The 21299-nt window shown below is 72.1% G+C and carries 15 protein-coding genes; 8 read left to right on the top strand and 7 right to left on the bottom strand.

What is annotated here, in order from left to right; genetic code table 11:
- The 4 genes from SOM19_RS02555 to SOM19_RS02540 form a co-directional block, all read left to right on the top strand.
- Window positions 1-188 (top strand): hypothetical protein (locus SOM19_RS02555; RefSeq protein ID WP_320484982.1); only part of this gene is annotated, 188 nt, incomplete at its 5' end.
- A 199-nt stretch (window positions 189-387) separates the two neighbouring features.
- Entirely contained in the window at window positions 388-4146 is a 3759-nt protein-coding gene (locus tag SOM19_RS02550) for an adenylate/guanylate cyclase domain-containing protein (protein ID WP_320484981.1), read from the top strand.
- Window positions 4143-11180, top strand: a complete 7038-nt coding sequence (locus SOM19_RS02545; protein ID WP_320484980.1) for a C25 family cysteine peptidase — start codon at window positions 4143-4145, stop codon at window positions 11178-11180. Before SOM19_RS02550 ends, SOM19_RS02545 begins: the two co-directional genes overlap by 4 nt.
- Window positions 11177-11698 (top strand): Pycsar system effector family protein, encoded by a 522-nt coding sequence (locus SOM19_RS02540; RefSeq protein WP_320484979.1) that lies wholly within the window; start codon window positions 11177-11179, stop codon window positions 11696-11698. The genes SOM19_RS02545 and SOM19_RS02540 overlap by 4 nt, the downstream gene beginning before the upstream one ends.
- An 18-nt stretch (window positions 11699-11716) precedes the next feature.
- Here SOM19_RS02540 and rlmN read toward each other — a convergent pair whose 3' ends face one another.
- The gene (rlmN, locus tag SOM19_RS02535; protein WP_320484978.1) at window positions 11717-12961 is read right to left on the bottom strand and encodes a dual-specificity RNA methyltransferase RlmN; all 1245 of its coding nucleotides are present in this window, start codon (window positions 12959-12961) and stop codon (window positions 11717-11719) included.
- 122 nt (window positions 12962-13083) lie between these two features.
- Here rlmN and SOM19_RS02530 point away from each other — a divergent pair, with 122 nt between their 5' ends.
- Window positions 13084-13977, top strand: coding sequence for a hypothetical protein (locus SOM19_RS02530; protein WP_320484977.1), 894 nt, complete (start codon window positions 13084-13086; stop codon window positions 13975-13977).
- Between the two features lie 20 nt (window positions 13978-13997).
- Window positions 13998-14636, top strand: coding sequence for a LysE family translocator (locus tag SOM19_RS02525; protein ID WP_320484976.1), 639 nt, complete (start codon window positions 13998-14000; stop codon window positions 14634-14636).
- Between the two features lie 6 nt (window positions 14637-14642).
- Here the strand turns inward: SOM19_RS02525 and SOM19_RS02520 are convergent, their stop codons facing one another.
- The 4 genes from SOM19_RS02520 to SOM19_RS02505 are packed head-to-tail and all read right to left on the bottom strand — an operon-like array spanning window position 14643 to window position 17450.
- Window positions 14643-15026 (bottom strand): VOC family protein, encoded by a 384-nt coding sequence (locus SOM19_RS02520; RefSeq protein ID WP_320484975.1) that lies wholly within the window; start codon window positions 15024-15026, stop codon window positions 14643-14645.
- A gap of 23 nt (window positions 15027-15049) precedes the next feature.
- Entirely contained in the window at window positions 15050-15883 is an 834-nt protein-coding gene (locus tag SOM19_RS02515) for an SDR family oxidoreductase (protein WP_320484974.1), read from the bottom strand.
- Complete coding sequence (locus SOM19_RS02510; RefSeq protein ID WP_320484973.1) at window positions 15880-16671, bottom strand: enoyl-CoA hydratase/isomerase family protein; 792 nt, start codon at window positions 16669-16671, stop codon at window positions 15880-15882. Before SOM19_RS02510 ends, SOM19_RS02515 begins: the two co-directional genes overlap by 4 nt.
- 17 nt (window positions 16672-16688) lie before the next feature.
- Window positions 16689-17450 (bottom strand): SDR family NAD(P)-dependent oxidoreductase, encoded by a 762-nt coding sequence (locus tag SOM19_RS02505; RefSeq protein WP_320484972.1) that lies wholly within the window; start codon window positions 17448-17450, stop codon window positions 16689-16691.
- Window positions 17451-17670: 220 nt separating this feature from the next.
- Here SOM19_RS02505 and SOM19_RS02500 point away from each other — a divergent pair, with 220 nt between their 5' ends.
- Together SOM19_RS02500 and SOM19_RS02495 are read left to right on the top strand one after the other, a co-directional pair.
- Window positions 17671-18396 carry an aminoglycoside 3'-phosphotransferase gene (locus tag SOM19_RS02500; protein WP_320484971.1) on the top strand — a complete coding sequence of 242 codons (726 nt, stop codon included), beginning with the start codon at window positions 17671-17673 and terminating at the stop codon, window positions 18394-18396.
- On the top strand, window positions 18393-18905 hold the full coding sequence (locus SOM19_RS02495; RefSeq protein ID WP_320484970.1) for an SRPBCC domain-containing protein: 513 nt from the start codon (window positions 18393-18395) through the stop codon (window positions 18903-18905). The genes SOM19_RS02500 and SOM19_RS02495 overlap by 4 nt, the downstream gene beginning before the upstream one ends.
- Window positions 18906-19025: 120 nt before the next feature.
- Here SOM19_RS02495 and SOM19_RS02490 read toward each other — a convergent pair whose 3' ends face one another.
- Both SOM19_RS02490 and SOM19_RS02485 read right to left on the bottom strand, forming a co-directional pair.
- Entirely contained in the window at window positions 19026-19817 is a 792-nt protein-coding gene (locus SOM19_RS02490) for an energy-coupling factor transporter transmembrane component T family protein (protein ID WP_320484969.1), read from the bottom strand.
- Complete coding sequence (locus tag SOM19_RS02485) at window positions 19814-21295, bottom strand: ABC transporter ATP-binding protein (protein ID WP_320484968.1); 1482 nt, start codon at window positions 21293-21295, stop codon at window positions 19814-19816. Before SOM19_RS02485 ends, SOM19_RS02490 begins: the two co-directional genes overlap by 4 nt.
- Between the last annotated feature and the right edge of the window lie 4 nt (window positions 21296-21299).

Here is a 21299-nt window from a genome sequence, read left to right as displayed (position 1 = left end):
CCAAGAAGGGCGTCGCCGTCAACGAGCTGCCGCTGCTGCTGCCCACCGTGAAACCCGTCTACGTGCCCCGCACCGGACTCTGGGCCGGCGCCATCGGCTCACTCAGCCTCACAGCCGGCCAGAAGCACACCTACCGCGTCTCCCTCGCCGACGGCACCTCCTTCACCTTCACCTTCGGAATCAAATGACCCCGGACGAGCACGAGCAGACGGGACATACGCGACGCCCCGCTTCGTCTCCGACGCCGCTCGCTGAGCGGAATCGGCGGCCCGACCGCCCCTCCCCGCCCGTAGCGGAGTCGTCGGGCACGGTGAGATAGTGGAGAGTCACGATCCCGGTGCTCTCCAGGCCGCGATCGCGTCGCGTTTCACTGGGGAAGCGGGTCGTATGGCAACGCGCGTTTCGGCGTCCGACCTCGTCCCCCGCCTGCTCGTCGAGCACGGTGGGCTGACGGGGCGTCAGCTGCGCGTGGACGGCACCGCCGTGCTCATCGACATTTCGGGCTTCACGACGCTGTCGGAGCAGCTCGCCGCTGCCGGCCGCGAGGGCACGGAGCAGCTGATCGCGACGCTCTCCCGCATCTTCACGGTGCTGCTGCCCGCGACCGACGACGGCGGCGACATCCTCAAGTTCGCCGGGGACGCGCTGTTCGTCCTGTTCCGCGGCGAGGACCACGCGAAGCACGCCGCCCACGCTGCCTGGAACATGAACCGAGTCCTCGCCGCGATCGGCGACATCCACCTGCCGGCCGCGCGCGCGCGACTGCGGATGTCGGTCGGGGTGCACACCGGAAGGTTCGAACTTCTGCTGACCGGCTCCGACTCGGTCAGCGTCGTGCTGGCCGGAGCCGCCACCGACCGCGTGCTCGAGCTTCAGGGCGCCGCCGCGGCCGGACGCATCCTCGTCAGCGCCGAGACGGCGGCTCAGCTGCCCCCTAAGCAGACCGCTCCCGAGGACGGTGTCGAGGGAGGATTCCGGCTGCTGCGGGCCGGCACGGTGCAGGCGCACTCGCTCCTGGCCCTGAACACCGGCAGCGCGTCGGGCGGCGAGCGCTTCCTCCCGAAGGCGTTCCGCCAGCGCCCCGACCTCCTCGGCGCCGAACCCGACCACCGCTGGGCGGCCATCGCGTTCGTGCAGGTCACCGGCCTTCCCGCCGAGCCGGGCGACGAGGATCTGGCGCGGATCGACGCCCTGACGGCGGTCGTCGAGGCAGCCCTCGCCGACACCGGCGCGACGCTCCTCGACGTCGATCCGGCGATCGGCGGCTACCGCTACTTCCTCACCGCCGGCTCGCCGACCACCACCGAGGACCCCGAGGGGCGACTCCTCACCGCCGTGCAGCGGATCGTCGCGAGCGACACCGGGCTCTCCGTGCGCGCCGGCGTGACTGCGGGCCGGGTCTTCTCCGGCTTCGTCGGCGCGATGAACCGTCAGACCTTCACGGTGATGGGCGACTCGACCAACCTCGCGGCCCGCCTGACGGCCCGGGCCGCCGAGGGCACGGTGCTCGTCACTCGAGCGGCACTCGAGCGCTCCGCCGTGGTGTTCGACGCCGAGGACGGCGGGGAGATCACCGTCAAGGGCAAGGCCGAGAAGATCCCGGTCGCGGTGGTCACGACACCGGGGCGCCGCCCCGACGGCGTCATCGGCGACATCCCCTTCCTCGGACGTGATGCGGAGCTCGGCCAGCTGATCGCGCTCCAGGATGCCGCGGCCACCGGCTTCGGCGGATCGATCACGGTCTCCGCGGGAGCGGGGCTCGGGAAGTCGCGTCTGCTGGCCACGGCCGTCGAGCAGTGCCCGCTCCCGGTGATCCGCGTGAACGGAGACCGCTTCGCCGGCGCGGCGTACCGGGCGCTGCAGGCGCTCCTGCGTCCTCTGCTCGGGATCGACGTCGAAGCTCCGGCCGACGTCGCCGGTGCTCAGCTCACCCGAGCAGTGGCGGGGCTGCGGCCGGCTCTGGCGATGTGGGTGCCACTGCTCGCTCCCATGGCCGGCGCCGACGTGGAGTCGACTCCTGCCGTCGACGCGCTCGACGACTCCTTCCGGCAGGAGCGCGCGCACGCGGTGCTCGGCCGCCTCCTGGAAGATCTGCTCCCCACGCCGACGTGCGTGCTCGTCGACGATGCCCATTGGATCGACGAGGCCTCGGCCGCTGCGCTCGCGCACGTCTTCTCCGGCGACATCGGCCACGCGGTGCTCGTGGCCCGCCGCGAGGTCGAGGGCGGGCTCACCCTCCCGGGCCGCGTGATCGAGCTCGGCGGACTTCCGGCCGACGCCGCGTCCGACCTCGTCGAGACCGTCGCCGGCCGCACGCTCCTGCCGTCCGACCTGGCGCCGATGCTCGCCCGGGCTGAGGGCAACCCCCTCTACCTGACCGAGCTCGCCGCGGCGTTCGGCTCCGGCAGCGAGGCGCTCGGCATCGAGCAACTCGTCGGCGAGCGCATCGACGCGCTCGCCGAGCAGGAGCGCGCCGTCGTGCGGCGGTCGGCCGTGCTCGGCTGGGGCGTGCCGGTCGGGCTGTTCGTCCGCTGGGTGGGCCCGCTGGAGCTCGCCGAGTCGGAGGGGGTCTCCGGCTTCCTCGAGCGCCTCGAGGACTCGGTGCGCTTCCGCAGCCCCCTCTTCCGCGACGTGGCCTACGAGCAGCTCAACTTCCAGACGCGACGCGAGCTCCACCGCGCCGTGGCCGCGGCGCTCGAGGTCGAGCCCGAGCTCGCGGCGGGGCCCGTCGAGCCGATGCTCGCGATGCACTACGAGGCCGCCGGCGACCTTCCGCGCGCCTGGCGCGCGGCCGAAGCCACCGCGAAGGCGGCCGAGCAGGCGTTCGCCGTGGAGGATGCCGTCGCCGCGTACCGCGTCGCCGTGGCCTCCGCGGCACGGAGCCGGCCGCACCCGCCCGAGCTGGGGGGACTGTGGCTCGGTCTCGCGCGCACCGCGGTGGCGAGCGGGCGCGCCGGTGAGGGGCTCGAGGCGTACGACCGGGCGCGCGCCCTGACGACCGATCCACTCGAGCGGGGTCGGATCGACCAGGACCGCGCCTATGCGCTGAATGTCCTGGGCCGGGCCGCCGACGCTGCCACGGCCGTGCGCGCGGCGCGGCGCATCGCGACCCGGGCGGGCGCCGACGGCCGGTCGCTGCTGGCGAGCCTTTCGGTGACCGAGGCGGGGCTGCGCCTGCGCCAGGCGAAGTGGTCCGACGCCCAGCTCCTCGCTCGCGAGGCGATCGACCTGCTCGACGGCGACGCGGCGACGGACGACGACCGGCGCATCCTGGCCGACGCCTTCCGCTACCACGACATCGCCGCGGGCGAGATCGACGGCGATGCTGCGATGACGCACCTCCAGCGCGCGCTCGACCTGTACGACCACATCGGCGACGAGCTCTCGCGCTCGAAGGTGCTGAACATCCTCGGCGCTCGCGCCTACTACCGCGGAGCCTGGACGACCGCGGCCGGGCTGTACGCGCAGGCGCAGGATGCCGCCGAGCGCGGCGGAGACGTCGTGGGCGCCGCCATCGAGGCCGCCAACGCCGCGGAGATCCTGATCGACCAGGGTCGCGTCGACGACGCGCTGCCCCTCCTCAAGTCGTCGCGCCGTGTCTTCCAGGGTTCCGACAACCCCTACCTGGTGTCGTTCGTGACCGGCTTCGAGGGACGCGCCCACCTCCGCGCCGGACGAGCGGATGCCGCGGCATCCGCTTTCTCGATCGCCGCCGCCGGATTCGCCGCCCTCGACGACGCCGACGGCGTACTGGATGTCAGCGCGCGCCGGGTCGAAGCGCTGCTTGAAGCGGGGATCGAGACGGCTGCGCGGGAGACCCTCGCCGGTCTGGGGTCCGTGCCGCCCGCCGGATCTGCGGCGAGCCTGGTGCTGCGCCTCCGGGCGCGACTGGCGGCAGCCGACGGTGACGGCGAAGCGGCGCGCGACCTCGCTCGCTCGGCCGCGGACGCCGCCGGACCCGTCATGTTCGAGCGCGCCCTGAGCCTTGCCGAGCTCGCGCGCGCGAGCGGTCCCGACGGCGCCCTGCTGCTCGCCGAGGCCGAGACCATCCTCGGCGAGCTCGGTGTCATCGACATCCCTTCCGTTCTCGCCCCGCACGCCGCCCTCGCCCCCCGTCCCGCACCCGAAGCAGAGACCTCACCATGAACGCAGTCGCACGGCATCGACGACCGGCGCGCAGCGCGGTCGGACTCTTCGCGGTGGCGACCCTGGTCGCCGCGGGGATGGTGAGCCTGCCGGCGAGTCCTGCCGCGGCCGACATCGCCCCGCTCCCGCCCGAGGCCGACGTGTACCTGGTCTCGCGCACCGATCAGGGCGTGTCCGGCTCGCCGTACCTGACGCCCGACGGCCAGAAGGTGGTCTTCGTCTCGACCGCCGAGGACCTCGCCCCGGGCACAGCGCCCGAGACGCCGAACGTCTTCTTCTCGACGGCGATCGAGGGCTCCGGCGACCCGTTCTCGGGAGCGGCGCAGCTGGTCAGCGCCCCCGACGCCTCGTTGCCCCAGACGCCCGCGAACGACATGAGCTACGACCCCGTCGCGAGCGCCGACGGCCGCTTCGTCGCATTCGTCAGTCACGCGACGAACCTCATCCCGGGCGGGTCGACGGCCGGGCGCAGCGGCGTCTACGTGCGCGACATGCTGACCGGCGCGACGACCCGCGTGGACCCGGGCGTCGAGCCCGACGGCGACTCGTACGACCCCGACCTCAGTGACGACGGCCGCTACCTGGTCTTCACGTCTGAGGCGACCAACCTCTGGGCCGAAGACACCAACGGTGCGCCCGACGTGTTCGTCGCGGACCTCGATCCCGCGGGCGACGGCGCGCGCGGAGCTCCCTCGATCCGCAGGCTGAGCGGCGGCAACAGCATCCCGGGTGGTCTGTCCGAACCCGCGATCAGCGGCAACGGCGAGCACATCGTGGTGACCGCCCACGTCGAGAGCCCGCAGTCGACCGAACTGCCCACCGGCACGCCGTCCCTGTTCCTCTTCCCCCGCGGGGCCGACTACCGGTTCACCACGCTTCTCAAAGGCGCCCACGAGGGCGATCTCGACGCGACCGGCAGAGAGTTCGCCGCGATCGCGGACGACTGCGGCGGCGCTCCTGCCGCGGTGGTCGGGACGCTGGACCGCAACGACGAGGTCTACATCACGAGTGTGGGAACGACCCTCGTCGACCGCAGGGTCGGCGAGGTGCACTCGCCGGCGATCTCGGCCGACGGGTCGGCCGTCGCCTACGCCACGACCCAGCCCGTGATGTTCTCGAGCCCCGACCCCGCGGCGCTGGCCGAGCCGGTGATCCGCGTGTCGAAGGTCGGCTGGCTCGATGCCACGCGCGGCGACCCCGACTGCGTCGGCGAGCACGGCAGCAACTCGGCGGTGGAGCTCGCGGCCGGTGGCGCGCCCAGCCTCTCGGCGACGGGACGCACGGTCGCGCTGGCCGGTCCGAGCGACATGAGCGGTGCCCCGAGTGCCGTGGTGGCCATCGACACCCACTCGCACGACGGCCTCTCGGTGACCGAGACGATGGGGCAGCTCTCGGCCCCCGGCTTCATCACGAGTGCGGACATCTCCGACATCCCCGCGTCGGCCGTCGCCGACTACGCCGCGGCGCTCGCGAACGCGCCCATCTACCGGCTGCCCATCTATCGCCTCCCCATCTACCGTCTCCCGATCTACCGTCTCCCCATCTACCGGCTGATGATCGGCGATTCGCCCATCTACCGGCTCGATGTCGCGGACTCGCCGATCTACCGGCTGCCGATCTACCGGCTTCCCATCTATCGGCTGCCGATCTACCGACTCGACATTCCCGGAGGGTGGACCGAGCTGCTCGCGGGCACGAAGTTCGCCGGCGACCTCGCGCAGAGCGTCCTGCTGGCCGATGTGCTCGAGTGGGCGAACGAGCTCCTCGCCGGCGAGGGCGGCGACCCCGCAGAGCGCGCGGCCGCCCAGCGCATCCAGAGCCTCACGCTCAGCGACGTCGGGCTGGAAGGCACCGGCATCGACGCGCTGTCCCTGGCCTCGATGGTGCTCGGCGGCGCCGCCCTCGGTGACGTCGAGATCGACGGGACGACCGGGGATGCCGTACTCAAGCGTTGGCAGGACATCGTCGACGCACAGGGGCTCGCGGTCACCCTCGACGAGCTGACCACCCTGGCCGAGCTGGATGCCGCCGGGCTCGCCGTCGACCGCAGCGGCGTCGACGCGGTGATCGCGAACACGCTGCCCGTCGACGACACGCTGCTCGACGGCATCCCGCTCATTCCGGCCTCCGACGGCACCCCTGGCCTGCAGTTCGAGGGAACTCCGCTCGGCGAGGTCGACGTGACCGACTTGAGCTCCGCCGCCTATGAAGCGATCTTCGGGGAGGGCGCGCAGCATTCGGGCACCCTCGCGGAGAACGTCGCGGCGATCCTGCCGACGGCGACCACGGCCGATCTCGCGGCGGGAGCCCCGGACGAGGTGACTCTCGGGACGATCCTGCTGTCGCTGCTCGAGAGCGCCGATTACCCCTGGGAGCAGATCGACCCGGCCGTCATCCCCGCCGATGCGCCGACGGAGCAGTCCCAGCCGGGGTTCTGGTGCAACGGCGAGGACCGATGCGGCCCCTTCGTGCAGTACCAGTTCTCGTTCGACCCGGGGCCCGGACAGCCCACCGTCTTCCGTGCCCCGACCGCGTCCATCCAGCTCCCCGGCGGGACGCTGTCGGAGCGGATCACGAGCGGCGGCTCCGGGCCGTCGTTCGCCCAGGCCGCGAAGGACCCGTACGAGGGACCCGTGCTCAACGACGGGTCGACCGTGACCTTCCCCCTGCCTGACACCGCGGGAGGCACGGTCCGCGAGTTCACGGTCGAGTTCACCGAATTGCGGCGCCCCGGATCGTGGCAGTCGAGGGGCACGCTGACGAGCGGTGACACGACGGCGGAGACATCCCTCTTCATTCCGCTGGCCGACGAGTACGAGAACCTCGACGCGCAGGCGAACAACCGCACGCCCGAGGGAACGTGGGTGACGTCCACCGAAGCCGGTGGTGGGGTGGTGCTGCGCCCCGGCAGCGTCTACTACGAATGGGTCACGCCGTACAACATCCGGTTCGACGAGGACGCGAATGAGCGCTACCCCGGTCCGGCCGACGACGAGGACTGGTTCCTGGTGGATCCGCCGGCACCCGGCAAACGTCTCGTGATCTCGACGAATGCCTCCGACGGGCAGCTCGCGATCGCGCTGTTCAAGCCGACTCCCACGACGACACCGCTGGGCGTCGGGTCGCAGGGCGCCGCGCCCGGCCGCGAAGTGGCGGAGCAGAACTCCCGCGACGCGGGGGCACCCGCCGAGTCGGGGGCCGATGCCGCCGCTTCGACGGCCGACCACGTGCTCGTCGACCAGGCTTCGGTCGGCGGCGACGGCACCGCCACCGTCGAGGGCGGTTCCGCGACCGTCGACGGCACCGACCGATGGCTGGTGCGCGTCACGAGCGGAACCGGCGAGGCCGGCAAGCAGCTCTATTCGCTGCGCGCCGCCTACGAGGACGAGGCGCCGGAGCAGTCCTGCCCGGCGTTCGCGCCGCCCGTCCCGCTCGACCCCGAGTGGACGCCGCCGCTCCTCGACGAGGTCACCGCCGTCACGGCGGCGACGAACACGCTGTACGTCACCGACATCACCCGCATGCGTCAGCTCCACGGGAAGGCGGCGACCGATGAGGTCGAAGCCGCGCTTCGCGTGGTCGACGAGTGGAGCGCGCTGAACGAGATCGGCGTGGACGGCGCGCTCGTCCCCGTCGACGCCGACCCGGCAGTGCAGGTGGCCCGCGCGGCGTTGGACCTGAACCCGTGCTCGATGTCGGCGCGCCGAGCACTCGCGGCTGCGATCAACGTCTATCTCGCAACGGTCGTGCAGTCGAGTGGCGCGAACGTGCAGAACATCGTCGTCCTCGGCGGCGACGACGTGATCCCCTTCGCGCCCGTGGCACAGAACACGGCGCAGTTCAACGAGAGCGGCCACGCCGCCGAACTGCGCCTCGACACGCTGCCTGACGGCTCGGCGTGTCCGCCGGTCGTCGCCGGCAGCCCCGATCCCTGTGCGACGCCGCTCTCTGCGGCGGCGGCGGGCGACTACATCCTCACCGACGACCCGTACGGCCTCGCCGATGCGTACCAGACGCTCGGCGGCTACCTGTATGTGCCGACGGTGGCCCTCGGCCGGCTGGTGGACGCCCCGCAGCAGATCGTCGCGCAGCTCGACCGCTACCGGGGGTCGATGACCGGACTGCTCGAGGCCGACACCTCGCTCACCGCCGGCTACGGCGCGTGGGCGGAGCTCCCGGACCTGGTGACCAGCAACCTGTCGTGGCGGCTCCCCGGCGACAACTCGCCCCTCACGGAGCCGTGGACCGAGGCGGATGCCGTCGATCGCCTGTTCCCGACGACGGGGGATGCCCCGCGCATCGTGTCGCTGAACACGCACGCCGACGAGCGCAATCTGCTTCCGGGCATCCCGGACGCACCCGGTGGCGCGCCCGAGGGCGCCGATCTCCTCAGCGCCGAGGAGCTGGCCGCGCAGGCGTCCCGCCTGGAGGACTCGCTGGTCTTCATGATCGGATGCCACGCCGGCAACAGCCTGCCGACGTCCTACTACGGCGACACCACCGACTGGACCGACGTGTTCGGCAATGCCGCCGGCTATGTCGGCAACACCGGGTTCGGACTCGCGAACAACGTCACGACCGCCCTCAGCGAGCGGCTGCTCGGCACGTACGCGGACTGGATCGGCGTGGAGACCGACGACGGCGGGGTCTCCGCCGGCGAGGCGCTGATGTTCGCCAAGCAGTCGTACCTCGGCCAGGCCGGGACGTACTCGGGCTACGACGAGAAGGTGCTCATGCAAGCCGTGTACTACGGCGTGCCGATGTACGGATTCGTCAACGACGGCATCACGAAGAAGGCGCCGCCGCTGCCTCCGGTCGCGGACGGGCTGTCGATCGTCGACGCCGGCGAGGGGCTCGCGAGTGCGTCATTGACTCTCACGCCGACCTTCGCGACTCGCACCGTGGACCCCGACGGCAGCGCCGGCGCCGAGCCGCCGCAGACGTTCCTGACCGTGGGCGAGGAGGCTCCGCTGGCGGTGGCCGGACAGCCCGCACTCCCCAAGACCGTGATGCAGGTGCCGCTCACCGACGGAGCCGGCAAGAGCGCCAAGGGAGTCCTGATCACCGGGCTGACGTCGGAGTTCGCGTCGGGTGTCACGCCCCTCGTGGTCGATCCCGGCATCGGCGTCGAGGCCGGGGTCGTGACGAAGCAGGGCGTGGCCTTCCCGTCGGCGTTCGCGAGCGTGACCGCCCAGGACACGCCGACGGGTCCGGTGGGGCTCCTCGTCGTGACTCCCGCCAGCGTCCAGGCCGCCGTCAACGGCATCGGCCGGATCGAGACGTTCACGTCGATGGACGTCTCGGTGCTCTACGGCGATGATTCCGCGGCCGACTCGACTGCGCCGGTCGTGGTGCGTCGCGAAGCCGGCTGGCCGTTCCGGGTCTCGGCCTATGACCCCGGCGACGGCGACATCTCGCGCGTGGTCCTCCTCGTCCAGCAGATGACCGACGGTGCAGCGAAGGAGTGGATCCCGGTCGACCTGACCCGTGACGGAGACGAGTGGGAGGCATCCCAGCCCGAGGGGTTCGAGGGGCCGTTCCGCTGGATCCTCCAAGTGGTCGACGCCGCAGGCAATGTGACGACCGACAGCGACCGTGGCCGGCTCCCCCTCGCCGACCAGGTCGCACCGACGCTGGCCGACGGCGGGGAGACCGAAACCGCCCAGGTGGGCGACCGCGTCGTCCGCGGATTGGAGATCGGAGAGGTGGAGCCCGGCGATGCGCTGAGCGGCAGCTTCCGGCTCCTCCGGGACGGCGACGTCGTGCAGTCCGGACCCCTCCTGGTGGAGACCGGAGCGGACGGTGTGACGCGCGCGGTCCTCGATCTGATCGCCCCGGCACCCGGGACGTTCACCGTCGAGCTCAAGGCGTGTCGTCCCGGCGGGTCGAGCTGCAGCGACCCGTCCTCCTTCGAGCTCACCGTGACCCCCGACAACACGGCTCCCGCCGCCACGGTCCATCTGGCCGACGCCGAGCCGACGCCGAGTTCGACGCTCTACGCGGCAGCGGAGGGCACCGATGCCGACGGAGACACCGTCCGCCTGTCCTACCGCTGGTACCGGAACGGCATCCTGCTCGAGACGGCCGACGAAGTGTCGCTGGTGCTGACGGGGATCGCGACCCCGGGCGACGTGATCCGGGTCGTCGCGACGCCGAATGATGGTGCGACGGATGGTCATGCGGCGTTCGCGGAGGTCGTGGTGGGGTCCGAGGTGCCGTTGCCGACGATCGAGGTCGATGCGGTATCCGATGGGGTCCCCTACGCCGAGGGCGCCTGGGCCACCGACGAGGTGCTGGTGTCGTTCGCGTGCACCGGCACCGGGGTGGTCTGTCCCGACCCGGTCACCGTCACCACCGACACCCCCGGCACCCTGATCAGCCGCACCGTCACCGACACCCTCGGCCGGGAAGCGACCACGGCCATCACGGTCACGCTCGACCGGACCCCGCCCGCCCTGGCCCCCGTGGTCACCCCGGACCCGGTCGCCGTCGGCGGCACCGCCACCGCACGCGCCGGCGCGACCGACACCGGCTCCGGGATCGCCGAGCAGTCCTGCGACACCCCCGTCACCACCACCGCCGGGTCCCAGACCCTGAGCTGCCAGGCCACCGACACCGCCGGCAACACCAGCACCGCCACCGCCACCTACACGGTGGTCGCGCCGTCGGCGGCATGCCGCTCCGGCAGCCGGGTCGTGCTGCAGCCGGTCAACCCCGACGGCTCCAGCGTGTTCGCCCGCATCTCCGCCGTCCCGGTGATCTTCCGCCTCTGCGACAGCCTCGGCCAGGTCATCACCGCCAAAGGCTCCGTCACCGCCGTCACCCCGGTATCCGCCACCGCACTGCCCAAGAAGGGCGTCGCCGTCAACGAGCTGCCGCTGCTGCTGCCCACCGTGAAACCCGTCTACGTGCCCCGCACCGGACTCTGGGCCGGCGCGATCGGCTCGCTCAGCCTCACAGCCGGCCAGAAATACACCTACCGCGTCTCCCTCGCCGACGGCACCTCCTTCACCTTCACCTTCGGAATCAAATGACCCCGGACGAGCACGAGCAGATTCCGGATGCCGCGGCCGACGCCCTCGCGACCACGATGCTGGCCGAGGTCAGCGCCGAGATCGCCCACGCCGACGAGAAGTCCTCGCTGCTGATCGGCAGCCTGGGCATCGCGTTCTCGATCGTGCTGAGCGGGCTGCTCGGCGGCGACTGGGGCACCGAGTCGCTGTCGCCGGTCGGGCTCGGTCTGTGGATCGCCGGTGCGGTGGCCGCGATCCTGTCAGTAGGGACGGCTGCCCTCGCGGTGTGGCCGCGCCTCACCAAGGCTCCGGCGAACGGGGTGATCGCCTTCTGGGGTCACGTGCAGGGCTACTCCTCGCACCGCGAGCTCATGGCCGCGATGGGCACGAAGGCCATTCCCGAGCCCGAGCGGACCTATCAGCAGCTGTTCGTGCTCTCGGCAGTGGTGCAGCGGAAGTACCGGCACATCCGGCAGTCGATGCTGCTCGCCGGAGTCGCCGCGGTGCTCGTCGCGGTCGCGTTCCTGTTCGTCGCGTGAGCCGGGCGGTGGCGCGCGTCAGACCTCGAGCGGGGTGACGGCCGCGACGGCCTGGTCGTCCTCGGTCGCGACGAGCTGGCCGCACGCGCCGTCGATCTCCTTGCCGCGGGTGTCGCGGAGGGTCGTCGGGATGCCTGCCTCGTTGAGGCGACGGACGAACTCGTTCTGCACCGGAACCTCGGACGCGGTCCAGATCGACCCCGGCGTCGGGTTGAGCGGGATCGGGTTGACGTGCACCCAGCCGCGGCCGCGGGCGTTGAGCTTCTCGGCCAGGAGGTCGGCGCGCCACGCGTGGTCGTTCATGTCCTTGATGAGCGCGTACTCGATCGAGACGCGGCGACCCGTCTTGTCGAAGTACCCGCGCGCGGCGTCGAGCGCCTCATCGACCTTCCAGCGCGAGTTCACCGGGATGAGCTCGTCGCGCAGCAGGTCGTCGGGCGCGTGCAAGGAGAGCGCGAACGTGACGGGGATGTCCTCGTTCGAGAGCTTGATGATGGCGGGCACGAGCCCCACGGTGGAGACGGTGATGCCTCGTGCGCTCATGCCGAGCCCGTGCGCCTTGTCGGTCATGACTCGGACGGCCTGCATGACGCGGGCATAGTTCGCGAGCGGCTCGCCCATGCCCATGAACACGATGTTCGAGACGCGCTCGGCGGAGTGGTCGTCCTTCTTCTTGCCACCCAGCCCGCCGTCGGCGATCAGGCGGTTCGCGCGCACGATCTGCTCGATGATCTCGGCCGCCGACATGTTCCGGGTGAGTCCGGCCTGTCCGGTCGCGCAGAAGGGACAGTTCATGCCGCAGCCGGCCTGCGACGAGACGCAGAGGGTGATGCGACCGGGATATCGCATGAGCACCGACTCGACGAGGGCGCCGTCGTGCAGCTTCCACAGGAACTTGATCGTGTCGCCGCGATCGGTCTCGAGGCGTCGCACTTCGGTGAGCAGCGGGGGCAGCATCCCGTGGACGAACTCCTCGCGGCCCTCGACCGGAAGGTCGGTCATCGCGGCGGGGTCGTGGGTCCAGTGGGTGAAGTAGTGCTTCTCCAGCTGCTTCGCCCGGAATCCGGGGAGACCGAGCTCCTTGACCTTCGCGACGCGCTCCTCGGGAGTGAGATCCGCGAGGTGAACCGGCGGCTTGCCGCGCTTCGGGCTGGCGAACTGGAGGAGAGGGCGACCCTCCTCGTCCTTCTTCTGCGACCAGCCTTCGGTCGCCGGACGCACCTGGCGGGGTTTCGTGGCGCGCACGGCAGGATCGGAAGTCATGCTTCGAGGGTAGGGGACGCACCTGAACGCCTGCCCGATCCGCGCGCCGGGCGGCGACGTCGTCTCCGCCCCGCGGGCCCGCGGACGGGTCTAGCCTGGGATCGTGGCGAGGAAGCCGTGAGATGGATGCCTCGGCTCGTGCCGAGCTGGAGGGACTCCGCCGTCGTGCATACGGGCGGGCCCCCGACATCCAGCGCGACCACGACGCCCTGCTCCGGCTGATCGAGCTCGAAGAGGCCGTGGTCGCCGAGCGCGGCCGACTCGTGGCGACGCGCCGTCCGAGCTCGCCCGACACGGAGCCGCCCGGTCGCGACATCGCGTCCGCCGGACCGCCTCCGACCGAGTCGCGGGAGGACGGACTCGTCGATTCGCCGCCGCCCGACGCTGTCACCGCCCAGCCCGATCCTGAGCCTGCGCCCCTCGGGCCGTTCCCGGACCCGCGGCTGCCGTTTCGCGTGTTCGCAGCGTCGGTCGCGCTCGCCGTGGGCTGCGGGCTCGCCGCCCTGGCCATCCCCGCGCTTCTTCCGGACGACGCACCGCCCGCGACGCACGCGGTCGCGACGTCGACGGATCGGGCGTCGAGCGAGGCGTACTCCTTCGCTCAGGATCCCGACGCCGTGGTCCACCTGAACGTCCCGCTCGGCGGCTCGTTCGCGGACTACATCGATCTCCCGGCCGACGGGCACATCCCCGCCTTCCCCGCGAGGACGAAGCTGGAGTGGGCGTCGCCGCTCGGCGAGTACTTCGGCTGGGACGTCTGGATCGCGGGCAGCACCGGAGCCACGGGCTCCGGCCAGGGCGAGCACTGCCTCCTGATCGAGCGAGGCCCGCTCTCCCGCGGACGCTGCGTGCCTGCGGTGCTCCGGCCCCAGAGCGCGCTGCTCGTCGCGGTGCCCTACACGCTCGTCACCGTCGACGAGCGGCCGGTCGGCATGCGGGCCGGCGAGCGCCTGGGCTTCTGGTGGTCGCACCAGCGGGCCATCACGGTGATGGTCGGCGACGATCCCGAGCGCTGACCGCGGCTATCGTTGCCCCCGTGGTCCCTCCCGAGAACCTCCTGGCCTTCACCCTCGCCGCGCTCGTGCTCATCGTCATCCCGGGCCCGAGCGTGCTGTTCACGATCGGGCGCGCCCTCGCGCTCGGCCGGATCGGCGGCCTGCTGAGCGTGCTCGGCAACGCGCTGGGCCTGCTGCCGGTCATCGCCCTCGTCGCGCTGGGCGTGGGAGGGATCGTCGCGCAGTCGATCGTCCTGTTCACCATCGTGAAGGTCGCCGGAGCCGCCTACCTCATGTACCTCGGCATCCAGGCGATCCGCCATCGGTACCGCGCCGCAGAGGAGGCCACAGGCACGGTGGCTCCCCGCTCGGCGTGGCGCCAGCTCGGCGAAGGCTTCATCGTCGGCGTGACCAACCCCAAGACGATCGCGTTCTTCGTGGCCGTGCTGCCCCAGTTCGTCGACCTCGGCGCGGGTGCGGTCCCGCTTCAGATGATCCAGCTCGGCCTGGTCTTCTTCGTCATCGCGCTGATCTCGGACGGCATCTGGGCGCTCGCCGCGTCCGGTGCGCGCACGTGGTTCGGCAAGTCGCCCCGGCGCATCGCTCGGCTCTCCGCGACAGGCGGCGGGCTGATGATCGGCCTCGGCGGCATCCTGCTCTTCACCGGCAGCGACCACTGAGGCCGCTCAGTCGGCGGACGACGCCGGCTGAGCACCGAGGTTGACGAGATTCCCGTCGGGGTCGCGCACCTGCGCCACCCGCTCGCCCCACGGCATGTCCTCCGGCACCTGCACCACATCGCCGCCGGCGTGGCGCCATCGCGTGAAGGCGGCATCGACGTCGTCGACGTAGAACCACAGTGCGACCCGGTCGCCGCCTGCGGCGCCCGGTGCGACGGAATCGCGCCCGATGCCGATCGTCGCCTCTCCGACCGCCAGCGACACGTAGTCGTCGTCGTCGGCACTGCCGAAGCGGTACGAGACCCGACCGTGCAGCGCGTGCTCGTAGAAGCTCACCAGCCTCGGGAGATCACGGCTGAGCAGGATGGGGAAGAGGCTCCGCACCGCCATGGGCCCACCCTACGCGGGTGCCCTCAGTCGAGGAAGATGTCGGGGAACAGCTGGTCGTCGGGGGTTCCGGGGACCGCCGCGTAACCGGAGAAGTCGGTGATGCCGGCATCCCGCAGCACGTCCTCGACGATGAGCGTCTGACCGGTGTACTCGCGGGCGGGCTTGAGCAGCACCTCGTAAGCGGCATCCGCGTAGACCTCGGGGGTGCGGCTGACCTTCATCATCGCGTCGCCGCCGAGGGCGAACTGCACGGCCGCCGTCGCGATCGTCGTGGCCGGCCACAGCGTGTTGGCCGCGATGCCCGCCTTCGCGAATTCGGCGGCGAGGCCGAGCGTCGTCAGCGTCATGCCGTACTTGGCCAGGGTGTACCCGGTGTGCGCTCTGAGCCACTTCGGCGAGAGGTTCAGCGGCGGCGACAGCGACAGGATGTGGGGGTTCTCGGCATCCTTGAGGATCGGCACCGCGGCGCGGCTCAGCATGAACGTGCCGCGCACGTTGACGTCCTGCATGAGGTCGTACTTCTTGGCCTGCAGGTCGAGCGAGCGCGAGAGGTCGATGACGCTCGCGTTGTTCACGACGATGTCGATCCCGCCGAACTCGCCCTGGGTCTTCAGCACCGCCTCGGTGACGTCGTCGTCGTTGCGGACGTCGCCGACGATCGGAAGCGCCCGGCCGCCGGCGGCGCGGATCTGCTCGGCCGCCGAGTGCACCGTGCCCTCGAGCTTCGGGTGCGGGGTGTCGGTCTTGGCCAGCAGGGCGATGTTGGCGCCGTCGCGCGCGGCGCGCAGGGCGATCGCGAGGCCGATGCCGCGGCTGCCGCCGGACATCAGGATGGTCTTGCCGGCGAGGGTCGTCATGCGTTCTCCTTGGGGGCGGACTTCTTGGCGGATGCCGCGGCGAACGCGGCGACGCGGGCCTGCGACTCGGGGGTCTCGAAGCGCGCGCCGATGGACGCGGCCTCGTCGTCGAGGTTCTCGGCGAAGGTGCGGTCGGCCCCGACGCGCACCAGGCGCTTGGCCTGTCCGAAGGCGGCTGTCGCGTTCGCGAGCCAGAAGCCGGCGATCTCGGCGGCGCGTGCGGCCACCTCTGCCGCCGGGAGCACCTCGGCCACCAGTCCCCAGTCCAGCGCCTCGGCCGCCGTCAGCGAGCGGTCCTGCAGCAGCAGCTGCAGGGCCCGGCGCTGGCCGATCGCGGCGGGGAGCAGCGTCGACACCCCGAGGTCGGGCGTGAGTCCGATGTTGGCGTACTTGCTCACGAACCTGGACGAGTCGGCCGCCACGATGTAGTCGGCCGTCAGCATCAGGCCGAGGCCGCCGCCCGCCACGGCGCCCTGCACCGCCGCGACGATCGGCTTGTCCGACAGGGCGAAGGTGCGGATGCCCTCGTGGATGACGTGCGCGGCGCCGGTGACATCGGCGCCGGTCGCGCCCGACGTTCCCATGGCGACGACGTCGCCGCCCGCGCAGAAGGCGGGGCCGGCGGCATCCAGGATCACGGCTCCGACCGAAGGGTCGCGGGTGATCTCGTGGGCGACGTCGCGCCAGCGGGCGCCCATCTCGAAGTCCATGGCGTTGAGGTACGCCGGACGGTTGAACGTCACGCGGGCGAGCCCGCCCTCGACGTGGAGGAGGATCGAATCGCTCATGGAGTCCTTTCGGGTCTCTATTTCGGCGCCATGCGGATCGCGCCGTCCAGCCGGATCGTCTCGCCGTTGAGGTAGCCGTTGTCGACGATCGCCATCACGAGACGGGCGTACTCGTCGGGCCTGCCGAGCCGCTGCGGGTGCGGCACCTGCTGGCCCAGGGAGTCCTGCGCCGCCTGGGGAAGACCCATCAGCATCGGGGTCTCCATGATGCCGGGAGCGATGGTGACCACGCGGATGGCGTGGCGTGCGAGCTCGCGGGCCACCGGAAGGGTCATGGCGTGCACCCCGCCCTTGCTCGCGGCGTACGCGGGCTGTCCGATCTGCCCGTCGAACGCGGCGACGCTGGCCGTGTTGACGATCACCCCGCGCTCCCCGTCGACGGTCGGCTCCGTGCGCGCCATGGCCGCGGATGCCTGCGACAGCACGTTGTAGGTGCCGATCAGGTTGACCCGGATGATCTTCTCGAACCCGGCGAGCGGGGTCGGCTCACCCTCGCGGTCGAGCACCTTGGCGGGCGGTGCGATGCCGGCGCAGTTGACGACCACGCGCAGCGGACCGGCCGCGGCAGCGGTGGCCACGGCGGCGGCCACCTGCTCGACGTCGGTGACGTCGGCGGCGGCGAACGAACCGCCGAGGTCGGCCGCGGCATCCGCTCCTGCCGAATTCGGCAGGTCGACGATCGTGACGATCGCGCCCGCGTCGGCGAGCCGGCGCGCGGTGGCCAGGCCCAGCCCGCTCGCACCGCCGGTGACGAGGGCCGAGGCGCCCGTGAGGTCCATGCGTTCTCCTTCGAACTGCCGAGACATTGCATCCCACCCTACGCGGGACTGAGTCTCACGATGAACGGATGCCACCTCCAGGCTAGTCGGCGGGGCATCATGGTGGCATGGCAGTGAGGCTGAAGAGGGTCTACGACGACCCTGCCCCCGACGACGGCGCGCACGATGCCGAGCACAACCACGCCCTGGTCCTCCTCGCAGCGCTCGAGGCCTGAGCGCCATGACGATCCCGCTCGAAGACGTCGTCGTGCCCGGTCGGGTGCAGACCCTGGCCCGAGGCGTCTCGGTCACCCCGGTGTGGCGGAACGAGTACGGCGGCCTGACCTTCCGCACCGACGACGCGCGGTACATCAAGTTCGGCCCCCGCAACGCCGAGTCCTCTCTCGCCGACGAGACGGAGCGGCTCGAATGGGCCGGGCGGTACGTCCGCGTGCCGCACGTGCTCGAGACCGGGTTCGACGACGCCGACGAGTGGCTGGTCACCCGGGCGATCCCGGGCGAGAGCGCGGTCGCCCCGCGCTGGGTCGCCGAGCCCGCCACCGCCGTCCGCGCGGTGGGCGAGGCGCTGCGGGCGCTGCACGACGCGCTGCCGGTGGCGGAGTGCCCCTTCGACTGGAGCGTGGCCTCTCGGATCGCGAATGCCGAGGGACGCGGCATCCGGGTTCCCGACGCTCTGCGCGAACCGCCGCCCATCGACCGGCTCGTCGTGTGCCACGCGGACGCCTGCTGCCCGAACACGCTGATCGGAGAGGACGGCCGCTGGCTGGCCCACGTGGACCTGAGCCAGCTCGGCACGGGCGATCGCTGGGGCGACATCGCCGTGGCGTCGATGAGCACGGAGTGGAACTATGGACCCGGGTGGGAGGACGCCCTCATCGAGGCCTATGGAGTCGATCCCGACCTTCCGCGCCTCTCCTACTACCGGGAGCTGTGGAACGCGACATGACCGAACGCACCGCCATCACCGGGACCGTCACCGACATCGACGGCTCCCCCAACCTGGTTCTCACCCGCATGTTCGCCGCGCCCGCCTCCGAGATCTGGCGCGAGCTCACCGAGTCGGCCCGGCTGGAGCGGTGGATCGGGCGCTGGGAGGGCGACCCGTCGACCGGGCACATCGCCTTCTTCATGACCGCCGAGGACGACGAGGCGCCGCCCGAGGAGTACACGATCCTGGAGTGCGACCCGCCCCGGCGCTTCGCCGGCGACACATCGGCTGCGACCGGCGCGTGGCACCTGTGGTTCGAGCTCGTGGAGAAGGGCCCGATGACGATGCTCGTCTTCGGGCAGCGCCTCAACCCCGGCGAGGACGTCGGCTCGATCGGCCCGGGATGGGAGTACTACCTCGACCGTCTCGTCGCCGTGCACAAGGGACGGGATGCCGCGACTGTCGCGTGGGACCGCTACTTCCCCGCGCTGCAGGACGAGTACCTGGCACTGGTCGCCTCGGGCTGAGCGGGGGCGTTCGGCGTTCCGGATTCAGGAGACACGCCGCGGTTGGGCCGCCCGCGACCGGCCGCGACGGCGCGTCTCCTGAATCTGAGCCGGCGGGCGAGTGGCGGCAGGCCGGAAGGGTCAGACTCCGGGGCCGAGGATGAAGTTCCAGGTGCCGGCGCCGAGCGCGGCGGCCGAGGCGACGACGGCGATCGCGAGCCCGACGGCCATGAGGGTCCACTCCGCGGCGCCGAAGGGAGACTCCCGCGCCCAGGTGCGGGGCCCGGGAGCGCCGAATCCCCGCGCCTCCATCGCCGTCGCGAGCTTCGACCCCCGCCGGAGCGAGAGCACGAGGAGCGCGAACGCCATGCCGAGGAAGCGCCGTGTGCGGCCCCGATCCGCGATGCCGCGGGCTCGGCGGGCGAGTTCGAGCGCGCGCCAGTCGTCGAGGAAGAGCCCGACCATGCGCAGTCCCGCGAGGGCCCCGAGCACGAACCGCGCGGGCAGCCGCAGCACCTGCCCGAGGCCGTCGGCGAGATCGGTGGGATCGACGCTCGCGAAGAGCACGACGGAGGGCAGCGCGATCGCGAGTACGCGGATGGTGGTGGCGAGCGCCAGGATGAGCGAGCCCTCGCTCACCTCCACGAAGAGCCACTGGACGTATACCTCGCCGCTCGTGCGCCCGTAGAGGGCGATGGTGAGGCCCGTCAGCGGGGCGAGGGCCCAGACGATCCAGGTGCGCGCCCAGAACTCGCGCCAGCCGAGGCCCGCGAGCGGCATCAGGAGCAGCTCGAGCACGAGGGCGACGGTCGCCGACACCACGTCCAGCGTCAGGATGAGGGGGATCGTGATGAGGGCCGCGGCGCCGAGCTTCGCGACCGGGTTGACCCGCGACATCCGCCCGGTGCGCGCGTGCGTGTCCAGGAGGGTCATGTGCGCTCCCCCGACCCGAGGCCGTCGGAGGCCACGGCGAGCGCGAGGTCGAACCGGTCGGCGTGCAGGGCCGAGACCACGTCGAGGTCGTGCGTGACGGCGACGATCGCCGAGCCTTCGTCGCGCAGCCGGGCGAGGAGCGCGACGAGCTCGGCCCACGTGCGGGCGTCCTGGCCGAAGGTCGGCTCGTCGAGCACGAGCACGCGGGGGGCGGTCGCCAAGGCGGCTGCGACGGTGAGGCGCCGCTTCTCGCCGCCCGAGAGCGTGTAGGGGTTGGCGCCCGCGAGGGGCGCGAGCCGCAGTCGCTCGAGCAGCTCGTCCACGCGCTCCGCCGTCCGGGCGTCGTCGAGCCCGAGCGCGCGCGGCCCCACCTCGAGCTCCTCGCGGACGGTCTTCGCCAGCAGCTGGTGCTCGGGGTCCTGGAACACCGTGCCGATGCGGGTGAGCAGCTGCCGCGAGGTCCAGCGGATCGGCGTGGGGCCGGCATCCGCTGCCAATTCCGGGGTCGCGAGGAGGGTTCCGGATGCCGGGGCCAGCAGCCCCGCGAGCGTCAGGCCGAGCGTGGACTTGCCCGCGCCGTTGGGCCCGGTGACGGCCAGGGCGGCGCCCGCGCGCACATCGAGGTCGATCCCGGAGGCGACCGGATGCCCCGCGACGCGCTGCACCGCGAGCCTGGACGCGGCAAGCAGCGTTCCACCGCGCGCGTGCGCAGGGGCCGGCGGATGCGCGGGAGGGATGCCGGGGACCCAGACGCCGCGCGCCGCCAGAGCCGGCCCCTCGCGGTCGAGGACCTCGGCGGGCGACCCGTCGGCGATCACGCCGCCGTCGCCGAGCACGATGACCCGGGACACGACGGGCAGCCAGACGTCGACCCGGTGCTCGACGACCACGAGCGTCGCCGGGTGCGAGTGGAGCAGCCGCGTGACGGCGTCGCGCACCTCGGCCACGCCGCCGGGGTCGAGGTTGGCGGTGGGCTCGTCCAGGAGCAGCAGCCCGGGCCGCATCGCCAGGAGTCCGGCCAGCGCGAGGCGCTGCTTCTGCCCGCCCGAGAGCGCCTTCGTCGGCCGGTCGAGGGGCACGTCGAGGCCGACGGCGTCGAGCGCCGACCGTACCCGGGGCCAGATCTCGTCTCGTGGCACCGCCAGGTTCTCGCAGCCGAACGCGACGTCATCGCCGACCCGTGCCAGGATCACCTGTGCGTCGGGGTCCTGCAGGACGAGACCGGCCCGGCCGCGCACCGCCCCGGCCTGCTCGCCGTCGATCAGGAGCGCGCCCTCGTGCTCGCCCTCCTCGTCGCCGCCCAGCACGCCCGCGAGCCCGTGCAGCAGCGTGGACTTCCCCGAGCCGGAGGCGCCGAGCAGCAGCACCCGCTCGCCGGGCTCGACGCGGAACGAGGCATCCCGCACCGCCCACGCGTGCCGTGACGCGTGACGCCACCCCCATCCCCGCGCCTCCACGGCGGCGGGGCGGGGCGACATGTCG

Source organism: Microbacterium sp. CFBP9034, from assembly GCF_034045255.1.
Lineage (GTDB): Bacteria > Actinomycetota > Actinomycetes > Actinomycetales > Microbacteriaceae > Microbacterium.
The sequence above is the reverse complement of the archived record's forward strand: the minus strand, read 5'-3'. Positions and strand labels throughout refer to the sequence as shown.

Coding starts and splice junctions, on each gene's coding strand:
- SOM19_RS02490 (WP_320484969.1), bottom strand. CDS start 19,817: ATGACCCTCCTGGACACGCACGCGCGCACCGGGCGGATGTCGCGGGTC.
- SOM19_RS02530 (WP_320484977.1), top strand. CDS start 13,084: ATGGATGCCTCGGCTCGTGCCGAGCTGGAGGGACTCCGCCGTCGTGCA.
- SOM19_RS02540 (WP_320484979.1), top strand. CDS start 11,177: ATGACCCCGGACGAGCACGAGCAGATTCCGGATGCCGCGGCCGACGCC.
- SOM19_RS02515 (WP_320484974.1), bottom strand. CDS start 15,883: ATGACGACCCTCGCCGGCAAGACCATCCTGATGTCCGGCGGCAGCCGC.
- SOM19_RS02550 (WP_320484981.1), top strand. CDS start 388: ATGGCAACGCGCGTTTCGGCGTCCGACCTCGTCCCCCGCCTGCTCGTC.
- SOM19_RS02510 (WP_320484973.1), bottom strand. CDS start 16,671: ATGAGCGATTCGATCCTCCTCCACGTCGAGGGCGGGCTCGCCCGCGTG.
- SOM19_RS02545 (WP_320484980.1), top strand. CDS start 4,143: ATGAACGCAGTCGCACGGCATCGACGACCGGCGCGCAGCGCGGTCGGA.
- rlmN (WP_320484978.1), bottom strand. CDS start 12,961: ATGACTTCCGATCCTGCCGTGCGCGCCACGAAACCCCGCCAGGTGCGT.
- SOM19_RS02495 (WP_320484970.1), top strand. CDS start 18,393: ATGACCGAACGCACCGCCATCACCGGGACCGTCACCGACATCGACGGC.
- SOM19_RS02500 (WP_320484971.1), top strand. CDS start 17,671: ATGACGATCCCGCTCGAAGACGTCGTCGTGCCCGGTCGGGTGCAGACC.
- SOM19_RS02505 (WP_320484972.1), bottom strand. CDS start 17,450: ATGGACCTCACGGGCGCCTCGGCCCTCGTCACCGGCGGTGCGAGCGGG.
- SOM19_RS02485 (WP_320484968.1), bottom strand. CDS start 21,295: ATGTCGCCCCGCCCCGCCGCCGTGGAGGCGCGGGGATGGGGGTGGCGT.
- SOM19_RS02520 (WP_320484975.1), bottom strand. CDS start 15,026: ATGGCGGTGCGGAGCCTCTTCCCCATCCTGCTCAGCCGTGATCTCCCG.